This window comes from Nocardioides bigeumensis (assembly GCF_039531755.1).
Taxonomy (GTDB): Bacteria; Actinomycetota; Actinomycetes; order Propionibacteriales; family Nocardioidaceae; genus Nocardioides; species Nocardioides bigeumensis.
Window position 1 is genome coordinate 17,536 of record NZ_BAAAQQ010000008.1, and the last position, 23,409, is coordinate 40,944.

A 23,409-nucleotide genomic window follows, 5' to 3' on the forward strand; every position below is an offset into this window, starting at 1 on the left:
GGGTGGTGATCGGTAACGCGCCTACAGGACTGCTTCTGGCCCGTCATGACGGGGCGGAAGCGCCCTTGAGGGCGCGTTAGCCACGCGACGCCCGCTGCGCCCGGGCGGTGGCGTAGAGGCAGACGGCGGCGGCGGTGGCCAGGTTGAGGCTCTCGGCGCGGCCGTGGAGCTGGATGCGGACGCGGTGGTCGGCCGCCGCCGCCAGCTCGGGGGCCAGCCCACGGGCCTCGTTGCCGAAGAGCCACGCGACCGGCCCGGAGAACAGGTCGTCGGCCGCGGCGAGGTCGACCTCGCCGTCCCCGTCGGCGGCCAGCACGGTGAGCCCTGCCTCTCGGGCGGCCGTCACGGCCGCCTCGGCGTCCGGCGCGACCGCCACCGGAAGGTGGAAGAGGCTGCCGGCCGAGGCTCGGACGGTCTTGGGGTTGTAGGGGTCCACCGAGGAGCCGGCCAGGATCACCGCGTCGGCGCCCATGGCGTCGGAGGTGCGGATCACGGTGCCGGCGTTGCCCGGGTCGCGTACGTCGGCACAGATCGTGACGAGTCGGGGCGAACCGCCCACAGGGTCGGCCATCAGGGCGTCAGTGACGGGGACGTCGAGGAAGCGGCACACCGCGACGAGGCCGGCCGGGGAGACGCTGTCGCTGAGCGCCTCGACCGCGCGCGGCTCGGCCAGGGTCCACCGCGGCGCCCGCTCGGCGAGGCCGGCGTACCGCTCGGTCGCCTCGAGCGTGGCGAACACCTCCACCACCCGGTCGGGCACCTCGAGGGCGCCCTCCACGGCGTTCGGACCGTCGGCAAGGAAGAGCCGCCGCTCGGAGCGCTCCGAGCGGCGGCTGAGCTTCGCTGCGTCCTTGACCCGCTGGTTGGCGCGGGCCAGCGGTGTGGTCAGGCGGAGACCTTGGGCGCGTTGACGTCGTCGGGCAGCGCGTCCTTGGCGGCGGCGACCAGCACCGAGAACGCGGCCGGGTCGTTGACGGCGAGGTCCGCGAGGATCTTGCGGTCGACCTCGATGCCGGCGAGGTTGAGGCCCTGGATGAAGCGGTTGTAGGTCATGCCCTCCGCGCGGGCAGCGGCGTTGATCCGCTGGATCCACAGCTTGCGGAAGTTGCCCTTGTTCTTCTTGCGGTCGTTGTAGGCGTAGACCAGCGAGTGGGTGACCTGCTCCTTCGCCTTGCGGTAGAGGCGCGAGCGCTGGCCGCGGTAGCCGCTGGCGCGCTCGAGAGTGGTCCGGCGCTTCTTGTGGGCGTTCACTGCCCGCTTGACGCGTGCCATGGTGGTACTCCTTGGTGCTTGTGCTCAGGCCGTCGTGCCGACCTGCGAAAGGTGGACGGGGACGGTCAGAGACCGAGCAGCTTCTTCACGCGCCTGGTGTCCGCCGCCTCGACGGTCACCTCGCCGGCGTTGCGCCGGTGCTTCTTGCGGCTGCCCGTGGTGGGCGCCGACGCGAACGCGGCGCCGGACTTGCGGCCCGCCTGCAGGCGGCGGATCTTGCCCGTTCCGGTCACCTTGAACCGCTTGCTCGCGCCCGAGTGGGTCTTGTTCTTCGGCATCTCACTGTCCTTCGTTGTTGCCTTCGTTGTTGCTGGTGTCGTTCTGTGGGCGCCAGGGTGTCGAGACGGTCGCGGCGCGACCCTCTCGACGGGCGGCGCTGGCTCTACGCCTCGATCTCGGGGTCCAGGTTTTCTGAGCGCCCGCGCTCCTTCTTCTGGGCGACCGCGTGACCGGCGTTGTGGGCGACGCGCTCGGCGTGCTCCTCGGCCTCGGCTGCGGCGCGGGCGGCCATCCTGGTCTCCTTCTCCGCGGCCATCTCGACCTTGGCGTCGGCCTTCTTCTTGTGCGGGCCGAGGACCATGATCATGTTGCGGCCGTCCTGCTTCGGCGAGGACTCGACGAAGCCCAGATCGGTGACGTCCTCGGCGAGGCGCTGCAGGAGCCGGAACCCCAGCTCGGGCCGGTGCTGCTCACGACCGCGGAACATGATCGTGATCTTCACCTTGTCGCCGGCTCGCAGGAACCGGACCACGTGGCCCTTCTTGGTCTCGTAGTCGTGGGCGTCGATCTTGGGACGAAGCTTCATCTCCTTGATGATCACGTTCGTCTGGTTGCGGCGAGCCTCACGGGCCTTCTGGGCGTTCTCGTACTTGAACTTCCCGTAGTCCATGAGCTTGCAGACCGGCGGACGCGCCATCGGCGCGACCTCGACCAGGTCCAGGTCGGCTTCTTGCGCGAGCTTGAGGGCCTCGCCCGTGGGGACGATGCCGACGGTCTCACCGTTGGGTCCGACGAGCCGGACCTCGGGAACCCGGATCCGGTCGTTGATGCGCAGCTCGGTGCTGATGTGTACTCCCATTGCTAGGCGGCAGGTCGGTGCGGAGAGCGACCAAAATGAAAATTGGCCTCCGCGTGGGTGCAAGCGGAGGCCAGTACGCCGCACAACTGCCGGAGCAGCTGCGTCTGGACCGGACCCGACGACCTGTGGTGCTGGGCGGTCGATGCGGGTGGGAGACGATGGAGCACGAGTCCCCGCTTGGAGTGATGCGCCAAGACCTGTGGGTCCTGACTCATCGGTCAACGACAGAGGTTAGCGGATCATTCCTGCCCCGTGCCAATCCCTGTGCCGATCCCCGCGCCAACCCTTGTCCGAATCACCGCAGGTCAGCCCCCTGATCACCCAGTTCCGGCGGTGTTCCCGCCAAGGCCCGCAGCAGCCGGCCCTCGACCGCCAGCGGGACCGGCCCGGCGAGGTCGACCATCAGCGCGTCTGCGCCTTCAGCCAGGGCCGACCGCCCGGCGTCGCGGGCGGTGACGGGGACGGGGCGAGCGTCGCCGCGCCAGCGGGACAGGGCGTTCAGTCCCGTGAAGGCCAGGAGGGCCTGACGGCCGTCGCGGCCGGTCAGCAGGACGGCGGCCATCTCGCTGCTCTTGTCGTGGGTGAGGCCGGCCTCGTCGACCTCGGAGTCCCCGAGGATCGCCACGACCGGAACCAGCAGCCTGCTGCTCGCCAGGGCGGTCAGCGCAGCGGCGTACGTCGCGGGGTCGTCGGGCGCGCCGGCGTACGCCGCCAGTGCCTCGACGAGCGCGGGGTCCGCGACACCCTCATCGCCCGCGAAACCGGGGTCCGGCACGGTCGTGCCCTCGAAGCGTGGCTCCACACCGTGATCCTCGCAGTCGTGCAGCGGGCCGTCTGCTCCACCTCACCCACCCACCGCCCGTGTGCCAGAGTTGAGGGGTGGACGAGACCACCTGGGGAGCACTCGCTCTGGTGCTGACGCTGCTCGGCGGTGTCGCGACCTGGTGGGCGTTCAAGAACCGCGGGACCGCCACCGCCCTGCGCGCCCTCGCGGTGACGCTCCTGGTGCCGGCCGCGTGGGCCACCGGCACCCTCAAGATGTTCAGCGCGATGGTCGGCGCGGTCGTCGACTGGCTCACCGACTTCGTGTTCTCGCCCCTGAGCTGGGCCGGGATCGGCCTCGCCGGCATCGCCGTGGTGCTCTATGTCGCGGGCGGGGTAGCCCGTTCGCGCGGCGTGGGCACGGCGCCGGCCGCTCGGCCTGATGGGCAGGGCGCCACGCCCAAGCAGCTCCCCCGCGGCCGGGCCGCGAGGAGCGAGCCGGTCATCGACCCCGAGCTGGCCGAGATCGAGGCGCTGCTCAAGCGCCGCGGCATCGAGTGACCCCCCACCACGCCTCAGGGACTGTCACCCCGGCGAGCGTGCTCTCCCTGGCGCAGGCCCGGCCGCCGACGCTCGGCCGGGGTCGGCTCGTGTGCGTGGACGGTCCTTCGGGCTCCGGCAAGACCACCCTCGCCGAGGGCATCGCCGCCCTGCGCCCCGGCACGCCGGTGGTGCACATGGACGACCTCTATCAGGGGTGGGACGGGCTCGCGGGCGTCGCCGACCAGCTCGACGGCTTGCTCCGACCCCTCGCCGGCGGTGTCGCCGGGCGCTATCGCCGCTGGGACTGGGTCGCCGGAGACTGGGCCGAGACGCACCTGGTCGAGCCCGGTCCCCTGCTGGTGCTCGAGGGGGTCGGCTCGGGTTCGCCGGGCACGGCCGACCTGATCACCGTGCTGGTGTGGGTCGAGGCGGCGTACGACGACCGGATGGCGCGCGGGATCGCTCGCGACGGCGCCGCGTACGAACCCCACTGGCACCGCTGGGCCGAGCAGGAGGCGGCGCTCTTCGCCGAGCACGACACACGCGCGCGATCCGATCTGGTGCTTCGGACGTGAACGGGTCCTAGGGTGCACACCATGGTGTCGCCGACCGGGGAGCAGTTCGAGATCTCGGGAGGCGGCTATCGGGCCGTCGTGGTCGAGAGCGGTGGTGCGCTGCGCATCCTCGAGCACGAGGGCAGGCCGCTCGTCGACGGGTTCGCCGAGGACGCGATGCCGACCGGTGGCCGGGGGCAGGTGCTGATGCCGTGGCCGAACCGGGTGCGCGACGGTCGCTACACCTTCGAGGGGCGCGACCTCCAGCTCCCCCTGTCCGAGCCCGGCCGGCACAACGCCTCGCACGGGCTGGTCCGCTGGGTCGCGTGGACCGTGGAGGAGCACACGCCGGCGTCGGTGTCGTTGACGTACCGGCTGATGGCGCAGACCGGGTACCCGTGGGCGCTGGACCTGCACCTGCTCTACGACCTCTCGGCCGACGGGCTCACCGTCACCCACACCGCCACGAACCTGTCGTCCGAGCCGGCGCCGTACGCCGCCGGGATGCACCCCTACCTGACCGTCGGCGAGCCACGCCGAGGCCGTGTCGACGAGCTCGAGCTGCTGCTGCCAGGAGCGACGAGGTGCCTGGTCGACGACGAGCGCAAGCTGCCGACAGGCACAGAGCCGGTCGACGGCACGGCGTACGACTTCCGGGTGTCGCGCCCGCTGCGCGGGGCCGTCCTCGACCACGCCTTCACCGATCTGCTCCGTGACGAGCGCGGGCGGGCGGTCGTCGAGCTCCGTGACCCCGGCGATGGATCCGGGACGGCGCTCTGGCTCGACGAGCGCCACCCGTGGGTCCAGGTGTTCACCGGTGACGAACCCGACGGTGACACCTACCGACGCGGGCTGGCGGTCGAGCCCCTCACCGCGCCCGCCGACGCGTTCAACTCCGGTCAGGGCGTCGTCACCCTCGCTCCTGCCGGTCAGGACGGCGACGAGCTCTCCGCCTCGTGGGGCATCTGGGCCCTCTAGCCGACCAGGCAGGTCAGGGCGCGTCGAGGACCGCGCGCAGCTCGCGCACGGCCACACGGGCCCGGTCGCCGTCGGAACCCTGGATGCCCATCACCGGGACCGTCGATCCGTCGTCGAGGTCCAGGGTCGCCCAGGGCGCGCCCCGGCCCATCGACACCGCGACGACCGCGTGCCGGTCGAAGACGCGGCGCCGGTAGCCGTTGACCACCACGACGCGGTCGACCTCCGCGGTGACTCGGGACCTGCTGAGCGCGTGCAGCGCCGCGACGATCATCAGGCCCAAGCCCAACAGGGTGAGGCGCTGCGGGACGGTGAAGACGTCACGGATCTCCTGGTCGAGACCCACCCACGCCATGGCGCAGATGGCCAGCAGTCCGGCACCAAAGATGAGCGAGGCCATCCGCACGCCGAGCGGACGCCAGGTGTGTGGGAGAGACACCGGGTCAGAGCCTGCAGGCATGGATGTCGGTGAGCAGGATGCCCCGGGCACCGAGCTCGTAGAGGTCGTCCATGATCTTGTGCGCGCCGGCCCTCGGCACCATCACCCGCACCGCGCTCCAGCCGTCACGCTGCAGCGGAGCGACCGTCGGGCTCTCGATGCCCGGTGCGAGCGCCGCCGCCACCGGCACCTGGGCGGTCGGGATGTCGTAGTCCATCATCACGTAGTTGCGCGCCACGAGGACGCCCTCCAGTCGGCGACGGAAGATCTCGAGCCCGTCCGGCGCGATCCCGCCACGCGTGATGAGCACCGCCTCGGAGTCGAGGATCACCTCACCGAAGGTCTCCAGGCCGGCCGCACGCAAGGTGCTGCCGGTCTCGACGACGTCGGCGATCACGTCGGCCACACCGAGCTGGATGCTGGTCTCGACCGCGCCGTCGAGGCGGGTCACCGTGGCGTCGATGCCCCGCTCCTCGAGGAAGCCGCGCACGATGCCGTCGTACGACGTCGCGATCCGCTGGCCCGCCAGCTGATCGAGGCTGGAGAACCGTCCCGTGGGCCCGGCGAAGCGGAACCTCGCCCGGCCGAACTCCAGCGTCAGCACCTCCTCGGCCTTCGCGCCGCTGTCGCGGAGCAGGTCGCGGCCGGTGATGCCGACGTCGAGCTGGCCTTCGCCGACGTACAGCGCGATGTCGCGGGGACGGAGGTAGAAGAACTCGACGCCGTTGTCGGCGTCGACGAGCCGGAGCTCGACGTTGGAGTGCCGCTGGCGGTAGCCGGACTCGCGCAGCATCTCGGTGGCGGCTTGGGACAGGGCGCCCTTGTTGGGCACGGCGACCCGCAGGCGAGGGGTCTGGGGAAGCTCGGTCATGGAGGAGTCCCTCGATCAGAGGTGGGCATAGACGTCGTGGAGGGCGATGCCGTTGGCCAGCATCAGCACCTGCGCGTGGTAGAGCAGCTGGCTGATCTCCTCAGCGGCCCGCTCGGGGCCCTCGTGCTCGGCAGCCATCCAGGACTCAGCGGCCTCCTCGACCAGCTTCTTGCCGATGGCATGGGTGCCCGCCTCGAGCAGCAGTACGGTGCCGGAGCCCTCAGGCCGCGCGGCGGCCTTCTCGCTCAGCTCGGCCCAGAGCCCCTCGAACGTCTTCACGTTGGACAAGCCTAGGCGCTGCTGCCGCGCAGCGAGCGCAGTGTCCGGGCGGTGACGAGCGCCGCGGCGGTGGCCTCGTAGCCCTTGTCCTCGTGGGAGCCATCGAGACCGGCGCGGTCGAGGGCCTGCTCCTCGGTGTCACAGGTGAGGACGCCGTTGCCCACGGCGACGGTGTGGTCGAGCGCCACCCGGGTCAGTCCCTCGGTGGCCGCCTGGCACACGTACTCGAAATGAGGGGTCCCGCCCCGGATGACGACGCCGAGAGCCACCACGGCGTCGTACCCGCTCTGAGCCAGCGCCGAGCAGACCACCGGCAGCTCGAAGCTCCCCGGCACCCGGACGACGAGGGGCTCGGACACCTGGAAGTCCTTCAGCGCGCGGGCCGCGCCGGCCAGCAACCCGTCCATCACCTCGACGTGCCAGCTGGCCGCGACCACAGCGACCCTGAGGTCACGGGAGTCGACCGGCTGGGCGACGGGCGCCCCCGTGCCGCTCACCGCTCGCTCCCCGTCAGGGTCTCGATCACCGGCTCCACCAGGGGCTCGACGACCGCTTCCGGGAGACCCGCGATCACGTGCCCCATCCGGTCGCGCTTGGTGCGCAGGTAGGCGATGTTGTGGTCGTTGGGCCGCGGAGTGAGCGGCACCCTCTCGGCGACAGGCACGCCGAAGACCTCCAGCTCGTGGGTCTTGTCGGGGTTGTTGGTCATCAGGCGCACCGACCCGATGCCGAGGTCGCGCAGGATCTGCGTGGCGGTGCCGTAGTGGCGGGCGTCGGCGGGCAGTCCGAGGTCGAGGTTGGCGTCGACGGTGTCGCGGCCACCGTCCTGGAGCTGGTAGGCCTGCAGCTTGGCGACCAGCCCGATCCCGCGGCCCTCGTGCCCGCGGAGGTAGACCACGACACCCCTGCCCTCCGCGACGATGCGCTCGAGCGCCTCGTCGAGCTGGGCGCCGCAGTCGCAGCGGAAGCTGTGGAAGACGTCTCCGGTGAGGCACTCGCTGTGCACGCGGGTGAGGACGGGCTCAGGACCGCTGACGTCGCCGTGCACGAGGGCGACGTGCTCGCTGTCATCGATGCTGATGCGATAGCCGTACGCCGTGAAGTCGCCGTGCTTGGTCGGCAGGCGGGTCTCGGCGACCCGCTCGGCGTGCCGCTCGTGGCGGCGGCGGTAGCGGACCAGGTCCTCGATCGAGATCATCGCCAGGCCGTGCTCGTCGGCAAACGCGCGCAGCTCGGGGCCGCGCTTCATCGTGCCGTCGTCGTTGACGATCTCGACGAGGACGCCGACCGGGGTCAGCCCGGCGAGGGTCGCCAGGTCGACGGCGGCCTCGGTGTGGCCACGCCGGACCAGGACGCCGCCCTCGTGGTAGCGCAGCGGGAAGACGTGGCCGGGCCGGGTGATCTCCCACGACTCGGTCGCCGAGTCGGCGAGCACCTTGACGGTGTGCGCGCGGTCCGCGGCCGAGATGCCGGTGGTGACGCCGTCGCGCGCGTCGACCGAGATCGTGAAGGCGGTGCGCATCTTGTCCTTGTTGTGCGGGGTCATCAACGGGATCTCGAGCCGGTCGAGCATCGCCGGGGGCATCGGTGCGCAGATCACTCCGCTGGAGTAGCGGATGGTGAACGCCATCAGCTCGGGGGTCGCCTTGGACGCCGCGAAGATCAGGTCGCCTTCGTTCTCGCGGTCCTCGTCGTCGACGACCACGACGGGACGGCCGGCCGCGATCTCGGCGATGGCGCGCTCGACGGTGTCCAGGGGCACGTTGTCGGGGCGCACGTTGTCGGGGCGCACGTCGTCGCGGCGCAGGTTGTCACTCATGGGGTTCCTCCGGGTGGTGCTGGGCTGGCGATAGGTGGGATGGCGGCACGAAGGCGCCGAGGTAGTGGGAGACGAGCTTCTCGACGTGCTTGGCGACGACGTCGACCTCGAGGTTGACCAGGTCACCGGGCTGCTTGAACCCGAGGGTGGTGCGGGCCAGGGTCTCGGGGATCAGCGAGACCGTGAAGGTGTCGTCGCCCACGGTGACGACTGTCAGGCTCACCCCGTCGACGGTGATCGACCCCTTGTCGACGACGTACTTGGCCAGGTCGGCGGGCAGCTCGATCTCGACGACCTCCCAGTGCTCGCTGGGGGTCCGAACGCGGATCTGCCCGACGGCGTCCACGTGGCCCTGCACGAGGTGGCCGCCCATCCGCTTGTCGGCGGTCACCGCGCGCTCGAGGTTGACGCGGTCGCCCGGGCCGATCCCAAACAACGACGTCTTGTCGAGCGTCTCCTGCATCACGTCGGCGGTCCACCGGGTCGCCGGCGTGCCTTCGGTCGACACGACGGTCAGGCAGCAGCCGTTGACCGCGATCGAGTCGCCGAGGTGGACGTCGTCGAGCACGGTGCTCGCGTCGACCGTCAGCCTGATCGAGTCTCCGAGGTCGTCGATCGAGCTGACGACGCCGAGCTCCTCGACGATGCCGGTGAACATCAGGTCCTCCTCTGGGCTGGGGCGGGCGAGAGGGTGATGCGGACGTCTGTGTCGTTGCCGTCATGGCCGTCGAGCACGGTGACGTCGGTGACGTCGAGGTGGAACGCATCGGCGATCGTGTCGATGCCGAGGTCGCCGACGGCCGACCGGCCGGAGCCGAGCAGCATCGGGGCGACGTACGCGACCACCTCGTCGACCAGCCCCGCCTTCAGGAAGGCGGCCGCGATGGTGGGGCCGCCCTCGAGGAAGACGTGCTGGACGTCGCGCGCGAAGAGGGTGGTCAGAGCCGCGAGCGGGTCGCGGGTGCGGAGGTGGACGGTCTCGGCCGCCCCGTCGAGGACCCGCCGGTCTGCGGCGATGTCCCGCTCCCCCATCACCACCCGGAGCAGCTGGCGGGGCAGCGGCTGGTCGGTCTCGTCGCGGACGGTCAGCTGCGGGTCGTCGATCTCGATGGTCGCGGTGCCGACGAGGATCGCGTCGCACAGCGCGCGCAGCCGGTGGGTGTCGCGGCGGGCAGCCGGGGAGGAGACCCACCGCGACGTGCCGTCGGCGGCTGCGCTGCGGCCGTCGAGGGTGGTCGCGAACTTCCAGGTGACGAAGGGCCGCCGGTTCTCCACCGCGAAGGTCCAGGCGCGGTTGAGCGCCCGCGCCTCGTCCGCCAGCAGCCCCCCTTCGACCTCGACACCAGCGACCCGCAGCGTCTCGCCTCCACCCGTGGCGACCGGGTTGGTGTCGGCCTGGGCGAAGACGACGCGGCGTACGCCGGCGGCGACCAGCGCCTCGGCACAGGGGCCCGTGCGCCCGGTGTGGTTGCACGGCTCGAGGGTGACCACGGCGGTCGTCCCGCGGGCCTCGTCGCCGGCCTCGGCGAGCGCGGCGACCTCGGCGTGCGGGCTCCCGGCGCCCTTGTGGAACCCCTCGGCGACCTCGAGGCCGTCGGGACCGAGGAGCACGCAGCCGACGCGGGGGTTGGGCCCGAGGGGGACGCCCGGCGTCGCGGCGAGCTCGAGCGCGCGGTGCATCGCCGCCCGCTCGGCGTCGGAGAACGCCATCTCGCCTCCCGTCCTGGTCCTGCTCACGGACCCCGGGGGCGTCGACGGTGGCCGCGTCGCCGGACCGGACTCGATCGAACGGTCGGCGGACGGGCATCGCCTGCGTGCACTTCCCATCCGGACTTTGACCGTCGGTCCAGGAATTTCACCTGGTCAACCGGCCACTGGCGGTGGCCGGGTCGCGGACTTTAACCGCCGGTGCGGACTTTCACCGCCCCCAGAGCACGCGAGCATTGTCTGCTCGTACAGGCACAAGCCTGCCACAGCAGGCCCCACGGAGGAACGTGACCTGCCTCTCGCGACGTGGCGAGGACCTGCGGTTTGGTCGCCAACCGCAGATCTGAGAGCCGAAAACCTGCGGTTGGTGACCAAACCGCAACACTCAGCCGGCAGCAGCTTCCGCGGCCGCACGCAGGGAGGCGACCATCGCGTCGGGGTCGTCGGCGGAGTAGACGGCCGAGCCGGCGACGAAGACGTCGGCCCCGGCCTCGGCGCAGCGGCCGATCGTCTCGAGCGAGATGCCGCCGTCGACCTGGACCCACGTCTCGAGGCCGTGACGAGCCACCAGCTCGCGAGTGCGGCGGATCTTGGGCAGGCAGATGTCGAGGAAGGACTGCCCGCCGAAACCCGGCTCAACGGTCATCAGGAGCACCATGTCGAGCTCGGGGAGCATGTCCTCGTAGGGCTCGATGGGGGTCGCCGGCTTGAGGCCCATGCTCACCCTGGCCCCGGCCGAGCGGATCTCGCGGGCCAGGCGCACGGGCGCCCGGGCCGCCTCGACGTGGAAGGTGACACTGCGCGCCCCGGCCTCGACGTACGCCGGCGCGTGCCGGTCGGCCTCCTCGATCATGAGGTGCGCGTCGACCGGCAGCTCGCTGGCGGCGGCCAGGGCCTCGACCATGCCGAGCCCGAAGGTCAGGTTGGGCACGAAGTGGTTGTCCATCACGTCGACGTGGAGCCAGTCGGCGCCGGGGATCCGCCGCACCTCCGCGCCCAGGGCGGCGAAGTCGCTGTTGAGGATGCTCGGCGTGATCTGGATGCCCACGGGCCGAAGCCTAGGAGACCTGACGGCTTGGGTACGCCACGCGCCACCGCCGCACGTGTCGCACCACCCAGCTGAGCCGGCTGGCGACAGGGAGCAGCACGACCAGGCACGCCAGCCCGATCCCGATCCCGGCCCAGCCGTTGTCGAGGAGCACGCCGGCCACCGCGGCCACCAGGAACGCGAGGACGCCGGCGGCGATGACCAGCAGGGAAGCCAGTCGGTTCATCCGCACGGCGGTGCGCAGGTTGACACGGTGCGCGACGTTGCGCATGGCGCAGTAGACGGCCACGGTGACCGGCGCGGGCTCGCCGGCGCGGGCCAGGTGCGCTTGATGCGCCTCCCAGAGGACGGCCGGGTCCTGGGTGTCAGCGATCTCGATCGAACGGCCGGGCACGTCGTCGAACAGCTGCTCGGTGGGTCGGTCGGTGTGCTTCCAGTACCGCTGGATCGCGATCGGCCAGGGCGGGTCGACCTGCCACGGTGTCCGCGTCAGCACCGGACGCCCGTCGGTGAGGATGCTGGCGAGCTCGACCACGGGGGTGTCCCAGAACCAACCGACCAGGGCCAGCGTCGCGCCGTCAGGGCTGGTCAGGGCGGTCGAGGGCACGTGCGTCCAGCGTCGGAACCCGGCTTGCGCCTGAGGTTCGAAGCCCGAGACCAGGTCGTCCATCGTCGCGGGCGTCACGTCCTCGACCACCCCACCCGACCGGCGGAAGCCCAGCGCCTCGAACGCAGCCCCCACCTCAGGGAACAGCTCGGCATTGCCGGTCAGCTCCTCCGCGGTGGCGGGACGGTAGGTCAGTCCTGGGTCGTCGACTCGCACGGCCGCACAGTAGGCGTCGGCTCAGCCGTCCGGGGCCGTTTCCGGCTCCTCGGGCGTCTCGGCACCGTCGGCCTCGTCGCGGTCGGCCCACTCGAGCAGTGGCGCGATGTCGAAGACGTGGCCGTCGATGTCCTGGTGCAGATCGCCGATCTCGGCGTACCGCGCCGGCATCGTGCGCATCGTGAAGTCGAGCGGCTCGCAGTCGTCGACCTCGTCCCAGCGCACCGGCGCGGAGACGCGGGCGTCGGGGAAGCCGCGCACGGAGTACGCCGCCGCGATGGTGTGGTCGCGGGCGTTCTGGTTGTAGTCCACGAAGAGGTGGTGCGGGTCTCGGTCCTTGCGCCACCACGCGGTGGTCACGTCGTCGGGCGCGCGCCGCTCGACCTCGCGCGCGAAGGCGAGCGCGGCTCGGCGCACGACCTTGTGGCCGTGGTCGGGCTCGATCCGGACGTAGACGTGCAGGCCGCTGCCGCCGCTGGTCTTGGGGAAGCCGACCGCGCCGAGCTCGTCGAGCACCTCGTGGGCCACCTTGGTGACCCGACGTACCTGCGCCCAGTCCGACAGCGGACCCGGGTCGAGGTCGATGCGCCACTCGTCGGGCTTCTCGGGGTCCTCACGGCGGCTGTTCCACGGGTGGAACTCGACGGTCGACATCTGGACCGCCCAGATCACCGCACCCAGCTCGGTGACGCAGAGCTCGTCGGCGGTGCGGTTCCACCGCGGGAAGTGCAGTCGGACGGTCTCCACCCAGTCGGGTGCGCCGCGCGGCAGGCGCTTCTGGTGCACCTTCTCCCCCGACAACCCGGTCGGGAAGCGGTGCAGCATGCACGGCCGCTCGAAGAGCGCGTTGACGATGCCGTCGCCGACGCTGAGGTAGTAGTGCACCAGGTCGAGCTTGGTCGCGCCCGAGCCGCCGAGCTCGACAGGGAAGTAGACCCGGTCGGGGTTGGAGATCCGGACGACTCTGTTGTCGACCTCGATCTCCACCGCGGGAGACTTGCCGCCTGATGCACCGGGCACGCGCTCTAACGTAGCCGCCGTGACCCCCGGCCCCGGATCAGACACCATCGACTTCGACCAGCCGCCGGTGTGCTGCGCGTCGAGCTGGGCGCGCAGGCGGACCTCTCCGGCAGGCGCGCGGCCGCGGCGTACGGACTGTCGCCGAAGCGCGGCTCGACCGGCAGCAGGCACCTGCGCGACGACTGACCGGACCGATGGTCTCCGTTCAGTCGTCCCGACACTTGCGGTTTGGTCACCAACCGCAGGAATCGCCCCCGGAAATCTGCGGTTGGTGACCAAACCGCAAGTGTCGGGAGAGGGTGGCGGCATGACCCTGAGCATCCAGTGCCTCGACATCGACGCGGCCGACCCTGACCGCCTGGCGACCTTCTGGCAGGAGGCGCTCGGCTGGCGGCGTACCCACGACACCCCCGACGAGGTGGCCCTCGAGCCGCCCGAGCACTCGCTCGAGGACGGCGTCGTCCCGGACCTGCTGTTCCTCCGCGTCCCCGACGAGCGGGCGGGCAAGAACCGGCTCCACCTCGACCTTCGGCCGGACGCCGAGCCGGGCCAGGCCGCCGAGGTCACTCGCCTTGAGACGCTGGGAGCCACCCGGGCCGACGTGGGCCAGACCGGCGAGGAGGGCTGGGTGGTGATGGCGGACCCGGAGGGCAACGTGTTCTGCGTGCTCGAGCCGCTCACCCCGGCTCAGCTCGCCCACCTCGAAGAGATCCGGGCGGCCCGCTGGCCCGCGAGCTAGGGCCCCGCAAGGCGGTACGCCGCAGCAGCGCGATGAACATCGCGTCGGTGCCGTGCCGGTGCGGCCACAGCTGGACCGTGCCGGGCATCGGTCCGTCGCAGTCGGGCACCTCGGCGAGCAGGGCCCGCGCGTCGTCGAGCTCGGCGTCGGCTCGCACCTCCAGGACGGCGCGCACGACGCCGGCCGTCTCTGCGAGGACCGGTGAGCAGGTCGCGTAGACCACGGCTCCCCCAGGCCGCACGGAGTCCAGCGCCGAGGACAGCAGGGCCTGCTGGAGGGGTACGAGGTCGTCGAGGTCGGACGGGGTACGCCGCCAGCGGGCCTCCGGGCGTCGGCGCAGCGCCCCCAGGCCGGTGCAGGGCGCGTCGACCAGCGCCCGGTCGAAGGACCCCGCGGCCCACGGCGGGCAGGTGCCGTCACCGGCCACCACCCCCAGCACCCCGTCGGCGCCGATCAGCTGACGCACCACGAGAGCTGCGCGGTGCGGCAGCCGTTCGTTGGCGAGCAGTCGGGCACCTTGTCCCGCCGCGAGGGCCGCCAGGAGAGCGGCCTTGCCGCCGGGACCGGCGCACAGGTCGAGCCACCGCTCGTCGCGTCCGTCGACCTCGGCCCACGCGGCTGCGAGCCCCACCAGCTGGGAGCCCTCGTCCTGGACCCCGGCCCGGCCCTCGGCGACCGCGGGCACGGCGCCGGGGTCGCCCGCGCCCAGCACGACGCCGTACGGCGACCAACGGGTCGGCTGCCCGGGCAGCTCGGCGGGCTCGCTGCGGCCGGGACGGGAGGCGAGCACGACGCGAGGCGGCTCGTTGTCGGCCCGCAACAGTGCCTCGACCTCGGCGTCACCGACCGCCTCGCGCAGCAGCGCGACCACCCAACGGGGATGGCTGTGGGCGACCGCCAGGTAGCCGTCGGGGTCGGCCCCCGGGTCGGGAGCCACCTCGACGATCCACGCGTCCCGGTCGCGCTTCGAGACGGTCCGGAGCACGCCGTTCACGAAGCCTGCGGGCCGGTGGCCGACCTCGCGACGCACCAGGTCGACCGAGGTCGAGATCGCGGCGTGCGCCGGCACCCGCATGGAGAGCAGCTGATGCGCGCCCAGCCTCAGCACGTCGAGCACCGCCGCCTCGAGGTCGTCGAGCGGACGCTTCACGCAGGCGGCCAGCACGGCGTCGTACGTGCCCCGGCCGCGCAGCGTGCCCGAGACGAGCTCGGTGACGAACGCCGCGTCCCGAGGGGGCAGCCGTCGCTCCCGGAGCTCGGCAGCCAGCGCGAGGTTCGCGTAGGCGCCGTCGGCCCGCACCGCCGTGAGGACGGCGTACGCCGCCTGCCGTGCAACGTCGAGGGGCACGATCAGCGCTCGCCGGCCCCGAAGTAGTCCGCGACCAGACGTTTCGGGGCCTTGGTGGCCCAGGCCTCGGTGATGATCTCCCGCAGCTCGTCGACGGTGAGCTCACCGAGCCGCGACCGTTGGACCAGGACGGCGCTGTAGCCGTTGAAGTGGTCGATGGTGAAGAACGGCGTCGCGGGGTCGTCGACGAGCGCGCGCTTCTCGACCTCGGTCGGGGTGGTGATCACCAGCAGGTCGTCGTAGGGCTCACCGGTCGTGGGATCGGTGGCGTTCTTGTGCGGCGGTCGGTGGAGCAGGAAGCCTTTCGCCTTCGGTCCTGCCGGCACCTTCCAGGTCGGGGCGTCACCCCAGCTGGTCGTGCGCTCGGTCTCGGGCAGCGACGCACAGATCGCGTCGACGTCTGCTGCCGTGGCGGGGCGGGAACCGTCGGGGCTGGCCATCGGGGCGGGCACCCCTCAACCGTCCCCGAAGCGCGCGCCGGCGTCCACCCGGACACCGCGTGCCCAGTCGGCCGCAGCCATCTGCTTCTTGCCGAACGCCTTGACCTCACCGAGGCGCACCGCATCGGTCGCGGTACCGACGTGCACGGTGTTCTTGCCGACCGAGAGCTCGCCGGGCGGCAGCGCCGGGACGTCGAGGTCCACGCGCAACGGGCCGACCTTCACACGCTCGCCTCCCCAGGTCGTCCATGCCCCCGGGAACGGCGTGCACGCCCGCACCTGGCGGTCGACGACCGCGGCAGGTCGTGTCCAGTCGACCCGGGCATCGTCGGTGGTGATCTTGGGGGCGAACGACACCCCCTCGAGCTGCTGCGGCCGCGCCTCCAGCGAACCGTCCTCGATCCCGTCGAGGGTGGCGACGAGGAGCCCGGCGCCGCCCTCCGCGAGCCGTTCGAGCAGGTCGCCGGCGGTGTCGTCGTCGCGGATCCGCTCGGTCATCACGCCGTACGTCGGCCCGGCGTCGAGCGCCTCGACCAACCGGAACGTGGTCGCGCCGGTGACCTCGTCACCGGCCCAGATGCTGTGCTGCACAGGGGCGGCACCGCGCCAAGCCGGCAGGGCGGAGAAGTGCAGGTTGACCCAGCCGTGCGGCGGGATGGCAAGCACGTCGGCGGGCAGCAGCGCGCCGTAGGCCACCACGGGGCAGCAGTCCGGTGCCAGGGCACGCAGGGCGTCCTGGAAGTCCGGGTCACGCGGGTGGACGGGTGTCAGCACCGGGAGTCCCAGCTCGTCGGCGCGACGCCCGACCGGGCTGCGCTGCATCGAGCGGCCCCGGCCCGCGGGGGCGTCGGGGCGCGTGACGACGCCTACGAGCTCGTGCCCCGACGCGGCGATCGCGTCGAGGGAGGGCAGGGCCACCTCGGGCGTGCCGGCGAAGACGACCCTCATCAGAAGCCGAGGCCGCGGGTCGCGTGCGGCGACAGCTTCACCGTCGGCCGCTCGACCCCGAACCACTCGGACTCGCGGATGGCCTTCATCGCGGCCTTGCGGCCGGCCGGGTCGAGGCGGTCCACGAAGAGCACACCGTCGAGGTGGTCGGTCTCGTGCTGGATCGCGCGCGCGAGCTTCTGCGACCCCTCGATGCGCAACGGCTCGCCATGCTGGTCGAACCCGTGGGCGACCACCGAGAGCGCGCGGATGCAGTCGAAGGCGAGCTCGGGGATCGAGAGGCAGCCCTCGAAGCCGTCCTGCTCCTCCTCGGACAGCTCGAGCGTGGGGTTCACCAGGTGCCCGACCTCGCCGTCGACGTTCCAGGTGAAGACCCGCAGCCCGACGCCGATCTGCGGTGCGGCCAGACCCGCGCCAGGGGCGTCGAGCATGGTGTCGGTGAGGTCCCCGACGAGGCGGCGCAGCTCGCGGTCGAAGTCGATGACCTCGTCCGCGCGACGGCGCAGGATCGGATCGCCGAAGAGGCGGATGGGAGCGACGGGCACGGCGCCGAGTCTAGGAGGGGTCTCATCGCTGCACCGCGACCGGCATCGAGCGCGGGCAAGTCGAGCATCGCCCGTGCGCGGCCGAGCTCACGCGTCGCGAGGGCTAACCCAGCGCGACCGGGTCGACCTGGATCCGGACGGGGTCGAGCTTGCGGGCCGACCGCACGCGCTGCACCTCCAGCAGGGCAGCGGACAGAGCGGCCCCCTGGGCGCGCGGGACCCTCACGATGACCCGCGACTCGTCCCGGTCGACCGGCACCGGGCCGAGCACCTCGGCGCCGTCCGGCGGGACCAGCAGGGTGAGTGCGTCGTCGACGGGTCCGGGTTCGCCGGTGATCGTGGCCAGGCGCGACGCCGGCGGCAGGTGGGCGTCGTGCCGCTCGGCGATCTCCCGCTCGGCGAAACCCACCGGGTCCCAGCGCACCAGGGCCTGGAGCGCGGGATGGGCCGGGTCGCCCACCAGGACGGCTCGCCCACCGGGTCGGACCAGGCCGATGGCGGCGGCCCAGCGGCGTACGGCCTCCTCGGCGGTACGCAGGTCGGCGCGGGCCAGGGTGAGCCAGGTGTCGAGGACCACGACGGCGGCGTAGCCGCCTTCGGCGACCGGCTCCGCGCCAGGCGTGGCGACGACGATGGCAGGGGTGCCGGGCACGGTGGCGACCACCTTGTCGCCGCTGGAGGACCGCACCCGCACGGCGGGGAACGCCCGGCCGAGCTCCTCGGCGGTGCGTGCGTCGCCCACCACAGGAGCGCGGAGGCCGCGGTGACCGCACTGCGAGCACGCCCAGTCGGGCTGCTCGGTGCCGCACCAGCGGCAGACCAGTGGTCGCGTGGGCGCGGGCAGGGCCAAGGGGCCCGAGCAGACCCGACACCTGGCCGGCTCGCGGCACCGCTCGCAGGCCAGCGACGCGGCGTACCCGACCCGAGGGACCTGGACCAGCACCGGCCCGGTCCCGACGGCGTCCTTCACGAGACGGTGCACCTCGGCGGGGATGCGCGCCGCGCCGGCGTGCGGGTCGCGGCGGTTGTCGGCCCCCGCGACGGCCACGGCGACCCGCTCGCGCAGCGTGGCGCGCGCGGCGGCGATCTCGTGCGCCCAGCCCGTGCGGACGAGGTAGTGGGCCTCTGCCGAGCGCGCGAAGCCGCCGAGCAGCACCGCCGTGCCCTGCTGGGCGGCCCGGAGGAGCAGGGTCTCGCGGGTGTGGGGGTAGGGCGCACGGGGCTCGGCGTGCAGGTCGTCGCCGTCGTCCCAGCAGACCACCAGGCCGAGGTCGTGAACGGGCGCGAACGACGCCGAACGGGTGCCGACCACGACCCTGACGGCGCCCCGGCTGACCGCGAGGAAGCGCCGGTAGCGCTCGGCAGGTCCCTCGTCGGCGGTGAGCGTGAGGTGCTGGCCGTCGCCGAGGACCTCACCCAGGGCCCGCGACACCTGGTCGACGTCACGGCGGTCGGGCACGCAGACCACTGCTCCCCGGCCGCTCGCGACCACGGCGGCGACCGCGTGCGCGACCATCAGCGGCCAGTCCGACCCCGGCGCCGCCGACCAGACGGCACGGGGCGCGCCGCCGGTCGACAGGTGGCCCAGGAAGGCCATGGCGTGGTCGTGGTCTGCCCAGGCGGCCCGGGCGGCCCTGGCGGCCCTGGCGACATCGACATCCGTCCGCGGCACGGCTGCCGGCGCTTGCGGCTGCTCCTCGGCCTCGGTCTTCGCGTGGCGCGGCGGGACGGCCAGCCGCAGCACGTCGGCTCGACTGCCGGCGTACCGCTGCGCGAGCGCGCCGCTCAGCTCCACGATCTCCGGCGCGAGGACCGGCTCGGAGCTCACCGAGCGGCGCAGCAGCGTGAGCTGACCGGGGTGGTCGCTGGTGGCCGCGCGCTCGACGACGTAGGCGTCGACGTCCTGTCCGGCGAAGCGCACCTTCACCCGGCTGCCGGGCACCACCGCGTCGGCGAGCTTGGCCGGCACGAGGTAGTCGAAGGGTCTGTCGAGGTGGGCGAGCGGCACGTCGACCAGCACCCGGGCCACCGGGTCGACCGCGGCCGGGTCTGCCTCGGAGACCTTGCGGCGACGGGTCGCCGCCGCCTTGGCCTGCGCGTCCTTGACGGTCGCCCTCAGGCCGGGCAGCTGCTCCTGGGGCTCGTCGGTCATCGCGGCTGTTCTACCAGCGGCCACCGACGACCTGCGGGGTCAGACCCCGGCTGCCGCCCTCAGGGCGTCGACGCGGTCGGTGCGCTCCCAGGTGAACTCGGGCAGCTCGCGACCGAAGTGGCCGTACGCCGCGGACTTGGCGTAGATGGGCCGCAGCAGGTCGAGGTCCTGGATGATCGCGGCCGGCCGGAGGTCGAAGACCTCGAGCACGGCCTCCTGGATCTTCTCGTCCGGGACGGTGCCGGTGCCGAAGGTCTCGATGAAGACACCGACCGGCTGGGCCTTGCCGATCGCGTAGGCGACCTGCGCCTCGCAGCGCCGGGCCAGGCCGGCGGCGACGACGTTCTTGGCCACCCAACGCATGGCGTACGCCGCCGAGCGGTCCACCTTGGACGGGTCCTTGCCCGAGAAGGCGCCGCCGCCGTGGCGGGCCATCCCGCCGTAGGTGTCGACGATGATCTTGCGGCCGGTGAGCCCGGCGTCGCCCATGGGGCCGCCGACGACGAACCGACCGGTCGGGTTGACGAGGAGGCGGTAGCCCTCCGACGGCAGCGAGAAGGACGCGAGCACGGGGTCGATCACGTGCTTCTTGATGTCGGGCTCGAGCGTGGTGACCAGGTCGATCTCCTCGGCGTGCTGGGTCGACAGCACGACGGTGTCGACGCGCACCGGACGATTGTCGGCGTCGTACTCGATGGTGACCTGGGTCTTGCCGTCGGGACGGAGGTAGTCGAGCGTGCCGTCCTTGCGCACCTCCGAGAGGCGCTCGGCCAGCCGCTGCGCGATCACGATCGGCAGCGGCATCAGCACGTCGGTGTCGTCGCACGCGTAGCCGAACATCAGGCCCTGGTCTCCGGCACCCTGCTTGTCCAAGGCGTCCACCGAGCCGGTGCGGCTCTCGTGGCCGGTGTCGACGCCCTGCGCGATGTCGCCGGACTGGCCGCCGATCGCGACCATGACGCCGCACGACGCGCCGTCGAAGCCCTTCTCCGACGAGTCGTAGCCGATGGCGAGGATCCGGTCGCGCACCGTCTGCTTGATGTCGACGTAACCCGTGGTGGTGACCTCGCCGGCCACGACGACCAGGCCCGTGGTCAGCAGCGTCTCGACGGCCACCCGGCTGTGCGGGTCCTGCTCGAGCATCGCGTCCAGGACCGAGTCGCTGATCTGGTCGGCGATCTTGTCGGGGTGACCCTCGGTCACGGACTCGGAGGTGAAGAGGCGTCCGCCCACAGTTGCTGCTCCCGTTCGGTCTGGTTCGGTCGTACGTCGCCTGGCCCGCACGTGGCGGGCGGGTGGCGACCGCTCAGGTTACTCGCGGACCAGCATGCGGGACTCGGGTCTCATCGGACGAATCAGGACTCCCCCTGAGCGGAGAGCGGCGCCGCTCAGCCGAGCCGTGCGACGACCTGGTCCCAGATCGCGTGCGCCAGCGCGGTCTTGGAGCCGCGGGGCACCTCGACGGCCATCCCGGACGCAGCCAGGATGACGGCCTCGTTGTCCTCCGCCCCGAAGACCGCGCCGCCGGCCACGTCGTTGACCACCAGGAGGTCGCAGCCCTTGCGGGCCAGCTTGGCCCGCCCCAGGTCGAGCACCGACCCCGTCGCGTCGCCGGTCTCCGCGGCGAAGCCGACCACGACCTGCCCCGACCGAAGCCGGTCGTGGGAGATCTCGGCCAGGATGTCGGGGTTCTGCACCAGCTCGATCGGCGCCGCGGACCCGTCGCCTGCCTTCTTGATCTTGGCACTGCTCACCGAGACCGGCCGGAAGTCCGCGGGGGCCGCGGCCATCACGACCGCGTCGGCGGACCCGGCAGCGGCGACGACCTCGTCGCGCAGCTGGGCGGTGGTCTCGACGTGGACGACCTTCACCCCGGCGGGGTCGGCCAGCGTGACGTTGGCGGCGACGAGGGTGACCTGGGCGCCGCGCGCGGCCGCCGCCTGGGCCAGGGCGTAGCCCTGGCGCCCCGACGACCGGTTGCCGAGGAAGCGCACCGGGTCGAGCGGCTCGCGGGTCCCACCGGCCGAGACGACGACGTGCCGGCCGGCGAGGTCGTGAGCGCGGCCGGCCGATGTCAGCACCTCGCGCACCACCTCGAAGATCTGCTCCGGCTCGGGCAGCCGCCCCTTGCCGGTGTCGGCGCCGGTGAGCCGGCCCTCGGCGGGCTCGACGACGAGCACGCCGCGCTCGCGCAGGGTGCGCACGTTGGCCCGGGTGGCGGCGTGCTCCCACATCTCGGTGTGCATGGCCGGCGCCAGCACCACCGGGCAGCGCGCGGTCAGCAAGGTGTTGGTGAGCAGGTCGTCGGCGAGACCGTGCGCGGCCTTGGCCAGCAGGTCGGCGGTGGCCGGCACGACCACGACGACGTCGGCGCTCTGACCGATCCGCACGTGCGGCACCTCGTGGACGTCGCTCCAGACGTCGTCGTGGACCGGCTGGCCGGACAGGGCAGCCCAGGTCGGCGCCCCCACGAAGCGCAGCGCCGCCGCGGTCGGCACGACACGCACGTCGTGGCCGGACTCGGTCAGGCGTCGCAGCAGCTCGCAGGCCTTGTAGGCCGCGATGCCGCCACCGACACCCAGGACGACGCGCGGCCGCGCCCCGGAGGGCACGGCCGTCGCCTGGTCCTCGCTCATGGGCGCGGCGGCGTCAGATCACTCGCCGGACTTGAAGGACGCTTCGGCGGCGGCCTTGCGGGCCTCCTCCTCGGCGGCCAGCTCGGCCGGGTCGACGTCCTCGCAGGTGAGGAGGTCCTCGTTGATCTCGCGCAGCGCGATCGAGAGCGGCTTCTCCTGGACGTGGGTGTCGACCAACGGGCCGACGTACTCCAGCAGGCCCTCGCCCAGCTGCGAGTAGTAGGCGTTGATCTGGCGAGCGCGCTTGGCGCTGTAGAGGACCAGCTTGTACTTGCTGTCGGTCTTGGTGAGCAGGTCGTCGATCGAGGGGTTGGTGACGCCCTCGGCGGCGATGTTCGGAGCAGACAAGAGGAGGCCTCACAGGGTCTGGAGAGTGGTCGGACGATCAGGACGGCGGCGCGCCGGGTCGTGCGCAGCGAAATCGGCGCAGGTCAGGCCGGGTGTCCAGTCATCAAGCCTACCAACTCCTCCGCAGCCTCGTGAACTTCACGATTGACGATGGTCACGTCGAACTCCGCCTCGGCGGCCAGCTCGGCCACTGCGGTGTCCAGGCGGCGCTGCCGCTCGTCCGCGGACTCGGTGCCCCGCCCGACCAGCCGCCGGACCAGCTCGTCCCACGACGGGGGTGCCAAGAAGACGAAGAGCGCTCCCGGCATCGACTCGCGGACCTGCCGCGCGCCCTGCAGGTCGATCTCCAGCAACGAGGGGCGCCCGGCGGCGAGCGCCTCCTCGACGGGCCGACGAGGCGTGCCGTAACGCGCGGCACCGTGCACGACCGCCCACTCGAGCAGCGCGCCCGTGGCCACCATCTCGTCGAACTCCGCCTCGGAGACGAAGTGGTAGTGCTGACCGTCCACCTCACCGGGCCGGGGGCGACGGGTGGTCGCCGACACCGAGATCCAGACCTCGGGGTGCCGCTCGCGCACGGCGGCGGCGACGGTGCCCTTGCCGACCGCGGTCGGTCCGGCGAGGACGGTCAACCGCGACCCTCCGTCGGCGGGGCGGGCGACCGGGTCGGTCACCCGCGTTCGCGCGGCGCGAACTCGCGCTCGAGCGCGGCCACCTGCTTGGTGCCGAGCCCGCGGACCCGGCGGCTCTCGGCGATCCCGAGCCGCTCCATCAGCTGGCGGGCGCGCACCTTCCCGAGGCCCGGCATGGACTGCAGCAGGTCGACCACGCGCATCTTGCCGATGACCTCGTTGGTGTGGCCCTCGTGCAGCACGTCGACGATCGAGGCTCCGGCGTTCTTGAGCCGGTTCTTCACCTCGGCCCGCTCCCGACGAGACGCGGCTGCCTTGTCGAGGGCGGCCTGGCGTTGTTCGGGCGTCAGCGGAGGCAGTGCCACGTGGGTCCTTCCGTTCTGGGCCCTGCTTGGACCAGGTCCGGCAGTCTGTTCGGGTTCCGGCCA

Annotated in this window: 29 protein-coding genes and 1 riboswitch; of the genes, 4 read left to right on the forward strand and 25 right to left on the reverse strand. The window is 72.4% G+C overall.

Going from position 1 to position 23,409, the window contains the following annotated elements; genetic code table 11:
• Positions 1 to 76 precede the first annotated feature (76 nt).
• From ABD295_RS08385 to ABD295_RS08405, 5 genes are all read right to left on the reverse strand, one after another.
• Complete coding sequence (locus tag ABD295_RS08385) at positions 77 to 889, reverse strand: TrmH family RNA methyltransferase (RefSeq protein ID WP_425574019.1); 813 nt, start codon at positions 887 to 889, stop codon at positions 77 to 79.
• Positions 886 to 1,272: a 50S ribosomal protein L20 gene (gene rplT / locus ABD295_RS08390; protein WP_344303237.1), complete on the reverse strand. Its 387-nt coding sequence runs from the start codon at positions 1,270 to 1,272 to the stop codon at positions 886 to 888. The genes ABD295_RS08385 and rplT overlap by 4 nt, the downstream gene beginning before the upstream one ends.
• A gap of 65 nt (positions 1,273 to 1,337) precedes the next feature.
• The gene (locus ABD295_RS08395; RefSeq protein ID WP_344303238.1) at positions 1,338 to 1,550 is read right to left on the reverse strand and encodes a large ribosomal subunit protein bL35; all 213 of its coding nucleotides are present in this window, start codon (positions 1,548 to 1,550) and stop codon (positions 1,338 to 1,340) included.
• A 104-nt stretch (positions 1,551 to 1,654) separates the two neighbouring features.
• Complete coding sequence (gene infC / locus ABD295_RS08400) at positions 1,655 to 2,350, reverse strand: translation initiation factor IF-3 (protein ID WP_344303239.1); 696 nt, start codon at positions 2,348 to 2,350, stop codon at positions 1,655 to 1,657.
• Positions 2,351 to 2,645: 295 nt separating this feature from the next.
• Entirely contained in the window at positions 2,646 to 3,152 is a 507-nt protein-coding gene (locus ABD295_RS08405) for an SseB family protein (RefSeq protein WP_344303240.1), read from the reverse strand.
• A gap of 77 nt (positions 3,153 to 3,229) precedes the next feature.
• On the opposite strand from ABD295_RS08405, the gene ABD295_RS08410 reads away from it, so the two are divergent.
• The 3 genes from ABD295_RS08410 (at position 3,230) to ABD295_RS08420 (ending at position 5,187) form a co-directional block, all read left to right on the forward strand.
• Positions 3,230 to 3,673, forward strand: coding sequence for a hypothetical protein (locus ABD295_RS08410; RefSeq protein WP_344303241.1), 444 nt, complete (start codon positions 3,230 to 3,232; stop codon positions 3,671 to 3,673).
• 95 nt (positions 3,674 to 3,768) lie between these two features.
• Positions 3,769 to 4,230 carry a nucleoside/nucleotide kinase family protein gene (locus ABD295_RS08415; RefSeq protein WP_344303242.1) on the forward strand — a complete coding sequence of 154 codons (462 nt, stop codon included), beginning with the start codon at positions 3,769 to 3,771 and terminating at the stop codon, positions 4,228 to 4,230.
• 21 nt (positions 4,231 to 4,251) lie between these two features.
• The gene (locus ABD295_RS08420) at positions 4,252 to 5,187 is read left to right on the forward strand and encodes an aldose 1-epimerase family protein (RefSeq protein ID WP_344303243.1); all 936 of its coding nucleotides are present in this window, start codon (positions 4,252 to 4,254) and stop codon (positions 5,185 to 5,187) included.
• Between the two features lie 13 nt (positions 5,188 to 5,200).
• On the opposite strand, the gene ABD295_RS08425 is transcribed toward ABD295_RS08420, so the two are convergent.
• The 10 genes from ABD295_RS08425 to ligD all read right to left on the reverse strand — a co-directional run bounded on the left by ABD295_RS08425 (position 5,201) and on the right by ligD (position 13,193).
• Positions 5,201 to 5,626 (reverse strand): PH domain-containing protein, encoded by a 426-nt coding sequence (locus ABD295_RS08425; RefSeq protein WP_344303244.1) that lies wholly within the window; start codon positions 5,624 to 5,626, stop codon positions 5,201 to 5,203.
• A 4-nt stretch (positions 5,627 to 5,630) separates the two neighbouring features.
• Positions 5,631 to 6,497: an ATP phosphoribosyltransferase gene (hisG, locus tag ABD295_RS08430; protein ID WP_344303245.1), complete on the reverse strand. Its 867-nt coding sequence runs from the start codon at positions 6,495 to 6,497 to the stop codon at positions 5,631 to 5,633.
• Between the two features lie 15 nt (positions 6,498 to 6,512).
• Positions 6,513 to 6,776: a phosphoribosyl-ATP diphosphatase gene (locus tag ABD295_RS08435; protein ID WP_344303246.1), complete on the reverse strand. Its 264-nt coding sequence runs from the start codon at positions 6,774 to 6,776 to the stop codon at positions 6,513 to 6,515.
• A gap of 11 nt (positions 6,777 to 6,787) precedes the next feature.
• The gene (gene ribH, locus ABD295_RS08440) at positions 6,788 to 7,273 is read right to left on the reverse strand and encodes a 6,7-dimethyl-8-ribityllumazine synthase (RefSeq protein ID WP_344303247.1); all 486 of its coding nucleotides are present in this window, start codon (positions 7,271 to 7,273) and stop codon (positions 6,788 to 6,790) included.
• The gene (locus ABD295_RS08445) at positions 7,270 to 8,595 is read right to left on the reverse strand and encodes a bifunctional 3,4-dihydroxy-2-butanone-4-phosphate synthase/GTP cyclohydrolase II (RefSeq protein ID WP_344303248.1); all 1,326 of its coding nucleotides are present in this window, start codon (positions 8,593 to 8,595) and stop codon (positions 7,270 to 7,272) included. The genes ribH and ABD295_RS08445 overlap by 4 nt, the downstream gene beginning before the upstream one ends.
• Positions 8,588 to 9,253: a riboflavin synthase gene (locus ABD295_RS08450; protein ID WP_344303249.1), complete on the reverse strand. Its 666-nt coding sequence runs from the start codon at positions 9,251 to 9,253 to the stop codon at positions 8,588 to 8,590. The genes ABD295_RS08445 and ABD295_RS08450 overlap by 8 nt, the downstream gene beginning before the upstream one ends.
• The gene (gene ribD / locus ABD295_RS08455) at positions 9,253 to 10,305 is read right to left on the reverse strand and encodes a bifunctional diaminohydroxyphosphoribosylaminopyrimidine deaminase/5-amino-6-(5-phosphoribosylamino)uracil reductase RibD (protein WP_344303250.1); all 1,053 of its coding nucleotides are present in this window, start codon (positions 10,303 to 10,305) and stop codon (positions 9,253 to 9,255) included. Before ribD ends, ABD295_RS08450 begins: the two co-directional genes overlap by 1 nt.
• A 100-nt stretch (positions 10,306 to 10,405) precedes the next feature.
• Positions 10,406 to 10,535: riboswitch (FMN riboswitch) on the reverse strand.
• Positions 10,536 to 10,687: 152 nt separating this feature from the next.
• Entirely contained in the window at positions 10,688 to 11,350 is a 663-nt protein-coding gene (gene rpe, locus ABD295_RS08460) for a ribulose-phosphate 3-epimerase (RefSeq protein ID WP_344303251.1), read from the reverse strand.
• A gap of 10 nt (positions 11,351 to 11,360) precedes the next feature.
• Positions 11,361 to 12,173, reverse strand: coding sequence for a hypothetical protein (locus ABD295_RS08465; protein WP_344303252.1), 813 nt, complete (start codon positions 12,171 to 12,173; stop codon positions 11,361 to 11,363).
• A gap of 21 nt (positions 12,174 to 12,194) precedes the next feature.
• Entirely contained in the window at positions 12,195 to 13,193 is a 999-nt protein-coding gene (gene ligD / locus ABD295_RS08470) for a non-homologous end-joining DNA ligase (protein WP_344303253.1), read from the reverse strand.
• Positions 13,194 to 13,500: 307 nt separating this feature from the next.
• Here ligD and ABD295_RS08475 point away from each other — a divergent pair, with 307 nt between their 5' ends.
• Complete coding sequence (locus ABD295_RS08475) at positions 13,501 to 13,932, forward strand: VOC family protein (protein ID WP_344303255.1); 432 nt, start codon at positions 13,501 to 13,503, stop codon at positions 13,930 to 13,932.
• Here ABD295_RS08475 and ABD295_RS08480 read toward each other — a convergent pair.
• From ABD295_RS08480 to mihF, 10 genes are all read right to left on the reverse strand, one after another.
• Positions 13,871 to 15,280 carry an RsmB/NOP family class I SAM-dependent RNA methyltransferase gene (locus tag ABD295_RS08480; protein ID WP_344303256.1) on the reverse strand — a complete coding sequence of 470 codons (1,410 nt, stop codon included), beginning with the start codon at positions 15,278 to 15,280 and terminating at the stop codon, positions 13,871 to 13,873. The genes ABD295_RS08475 and ABD295_RS08480 overlap by 62 nt on opposite strands.
• A 2-nt stretch (positions 15,281 to 15,282) precedes the next feature.
• The gene (locus tag ABD295_RS08485) at positions 15,283 to 15,732 is read right to left on the reverse strand and encodes an MmcQ/YjbR family DNA-binding protein (protein ID WP_344303257.1); all 450 of its coding nucleotides are present in this window, start codon (positions 15,730 to 15,732) and stop codon (positions 15,283 to 15,285) included.
• A gap of 3 nt (positions 15,733 to 15,735) precedes the next feature.
• On the reverse strand, positions 15,736 to 16,668 hold the full coding sequence (gene fmt, locus ABD295_RS08490) for a methionyl-tRNA formyltransferase (protein ID WP_344303258.1): 933 nt from the start codon (positions 16,666 to 16,668) through the stop codon (positions 15,736 to 15,738).
• Positions 16,668 to 17,213: a peptide deformylase gene (gene def / locus ABD295_RS08495; protein ID WP_344303259.1), complete on the reverse strand. Its 546-nt coding sequence runs from the start codon at positions 17,211 to 17,213 to the stop codon at positions 16,668 to 16,670. The genes fmt and def overlap by 1 nt, the downstream gene beginning before the upstream one ends.
• Before the next feature lie 103 nt (positions 17,214 to 17,316).
• On the reverse strand, positions 17,317 to 19,365 hold the full coding sequence (locus tag ABD295_RS08500; RefSeq protein WP_344303260.1) for a primosomal protein N': 2,049 nt from the start codon (positions 19,363 to 19,365) through the stop codon (positions 17,317 to 17,319).
• Positions 19,366 to 19,404: 39 nt separating this feature from the next.
• Positions 19,405 to 20,598 carry a methionine adenosyltransferase gene (gene metK / locus ABD295_RS08505; protein WP_344303261.1) on the reverse strand — a complete coding sequence of 398 codons (1,194 nt, stop codon included), beginning with the start codon at positions 20,596 to 20,598 and terminating at the stop codon, positions 19,405 to 19,407.
• 155 nt (positions 20,599 to 20,753) lie between these two features.
• Complete coding sequence (coaBC, locus tag ABD295_RS08510) at positions 20,754 to 22,001, reverse strand: bifunctional phosphopantothenoylcysteine decarboxylase/phosphopantothenate--cysteine ligase CoaBC (RefSeq protein WP_344303262.1); 1,248 nt, start codon at positions 21,999 to 22,001, stop codon at positions 20,754 to 20,756.
• Between the two features lie 18 nt (positions 22,002 to 22,019).
• Positions 22,020 to 22,349: a DNA-directed RNA polymerase subunit omega gene (rpoZ, locus tag ABD295_RS08515; RefSeq protein WP_344303263.1), complete on the reverse strand. Its 330-nt coding sequence runs from the start codon at positions 22,347 to 22,349 to the stop codon at positions 22,020 to 22,022.
• 83 nt (positions 22,350 to 22,432) lie between these two features.
• Complete coding sequence (gmk, locus tag ABD295_RS08520) at positions 22,433 to 22,981, reverse strand: guanylate kinase (protein WP_344303264.1); 549 nt, start codon at positions 22,979 to 22,981, stop codon at positions 22,433 to 22,435.
• 38 nt (positions 22,982 to 23,019) lie between these two features.
• Positions 23,020 to 23,346 carry an integration host factor, actinobacterial type gene (mihF, locus tag ABD295_RS08525; protein WP_344303265.1) on the reverse strand — a complete coding sequence of 109 codons (327 nt, stop codon included), beginning with the start codon at positions 23,344 to 23,346 and terminating at the stop codon, positions 23,020 to 23,022.
• Positions 23,347 to 23,409 lie beyond the last annotated feature (63 nt).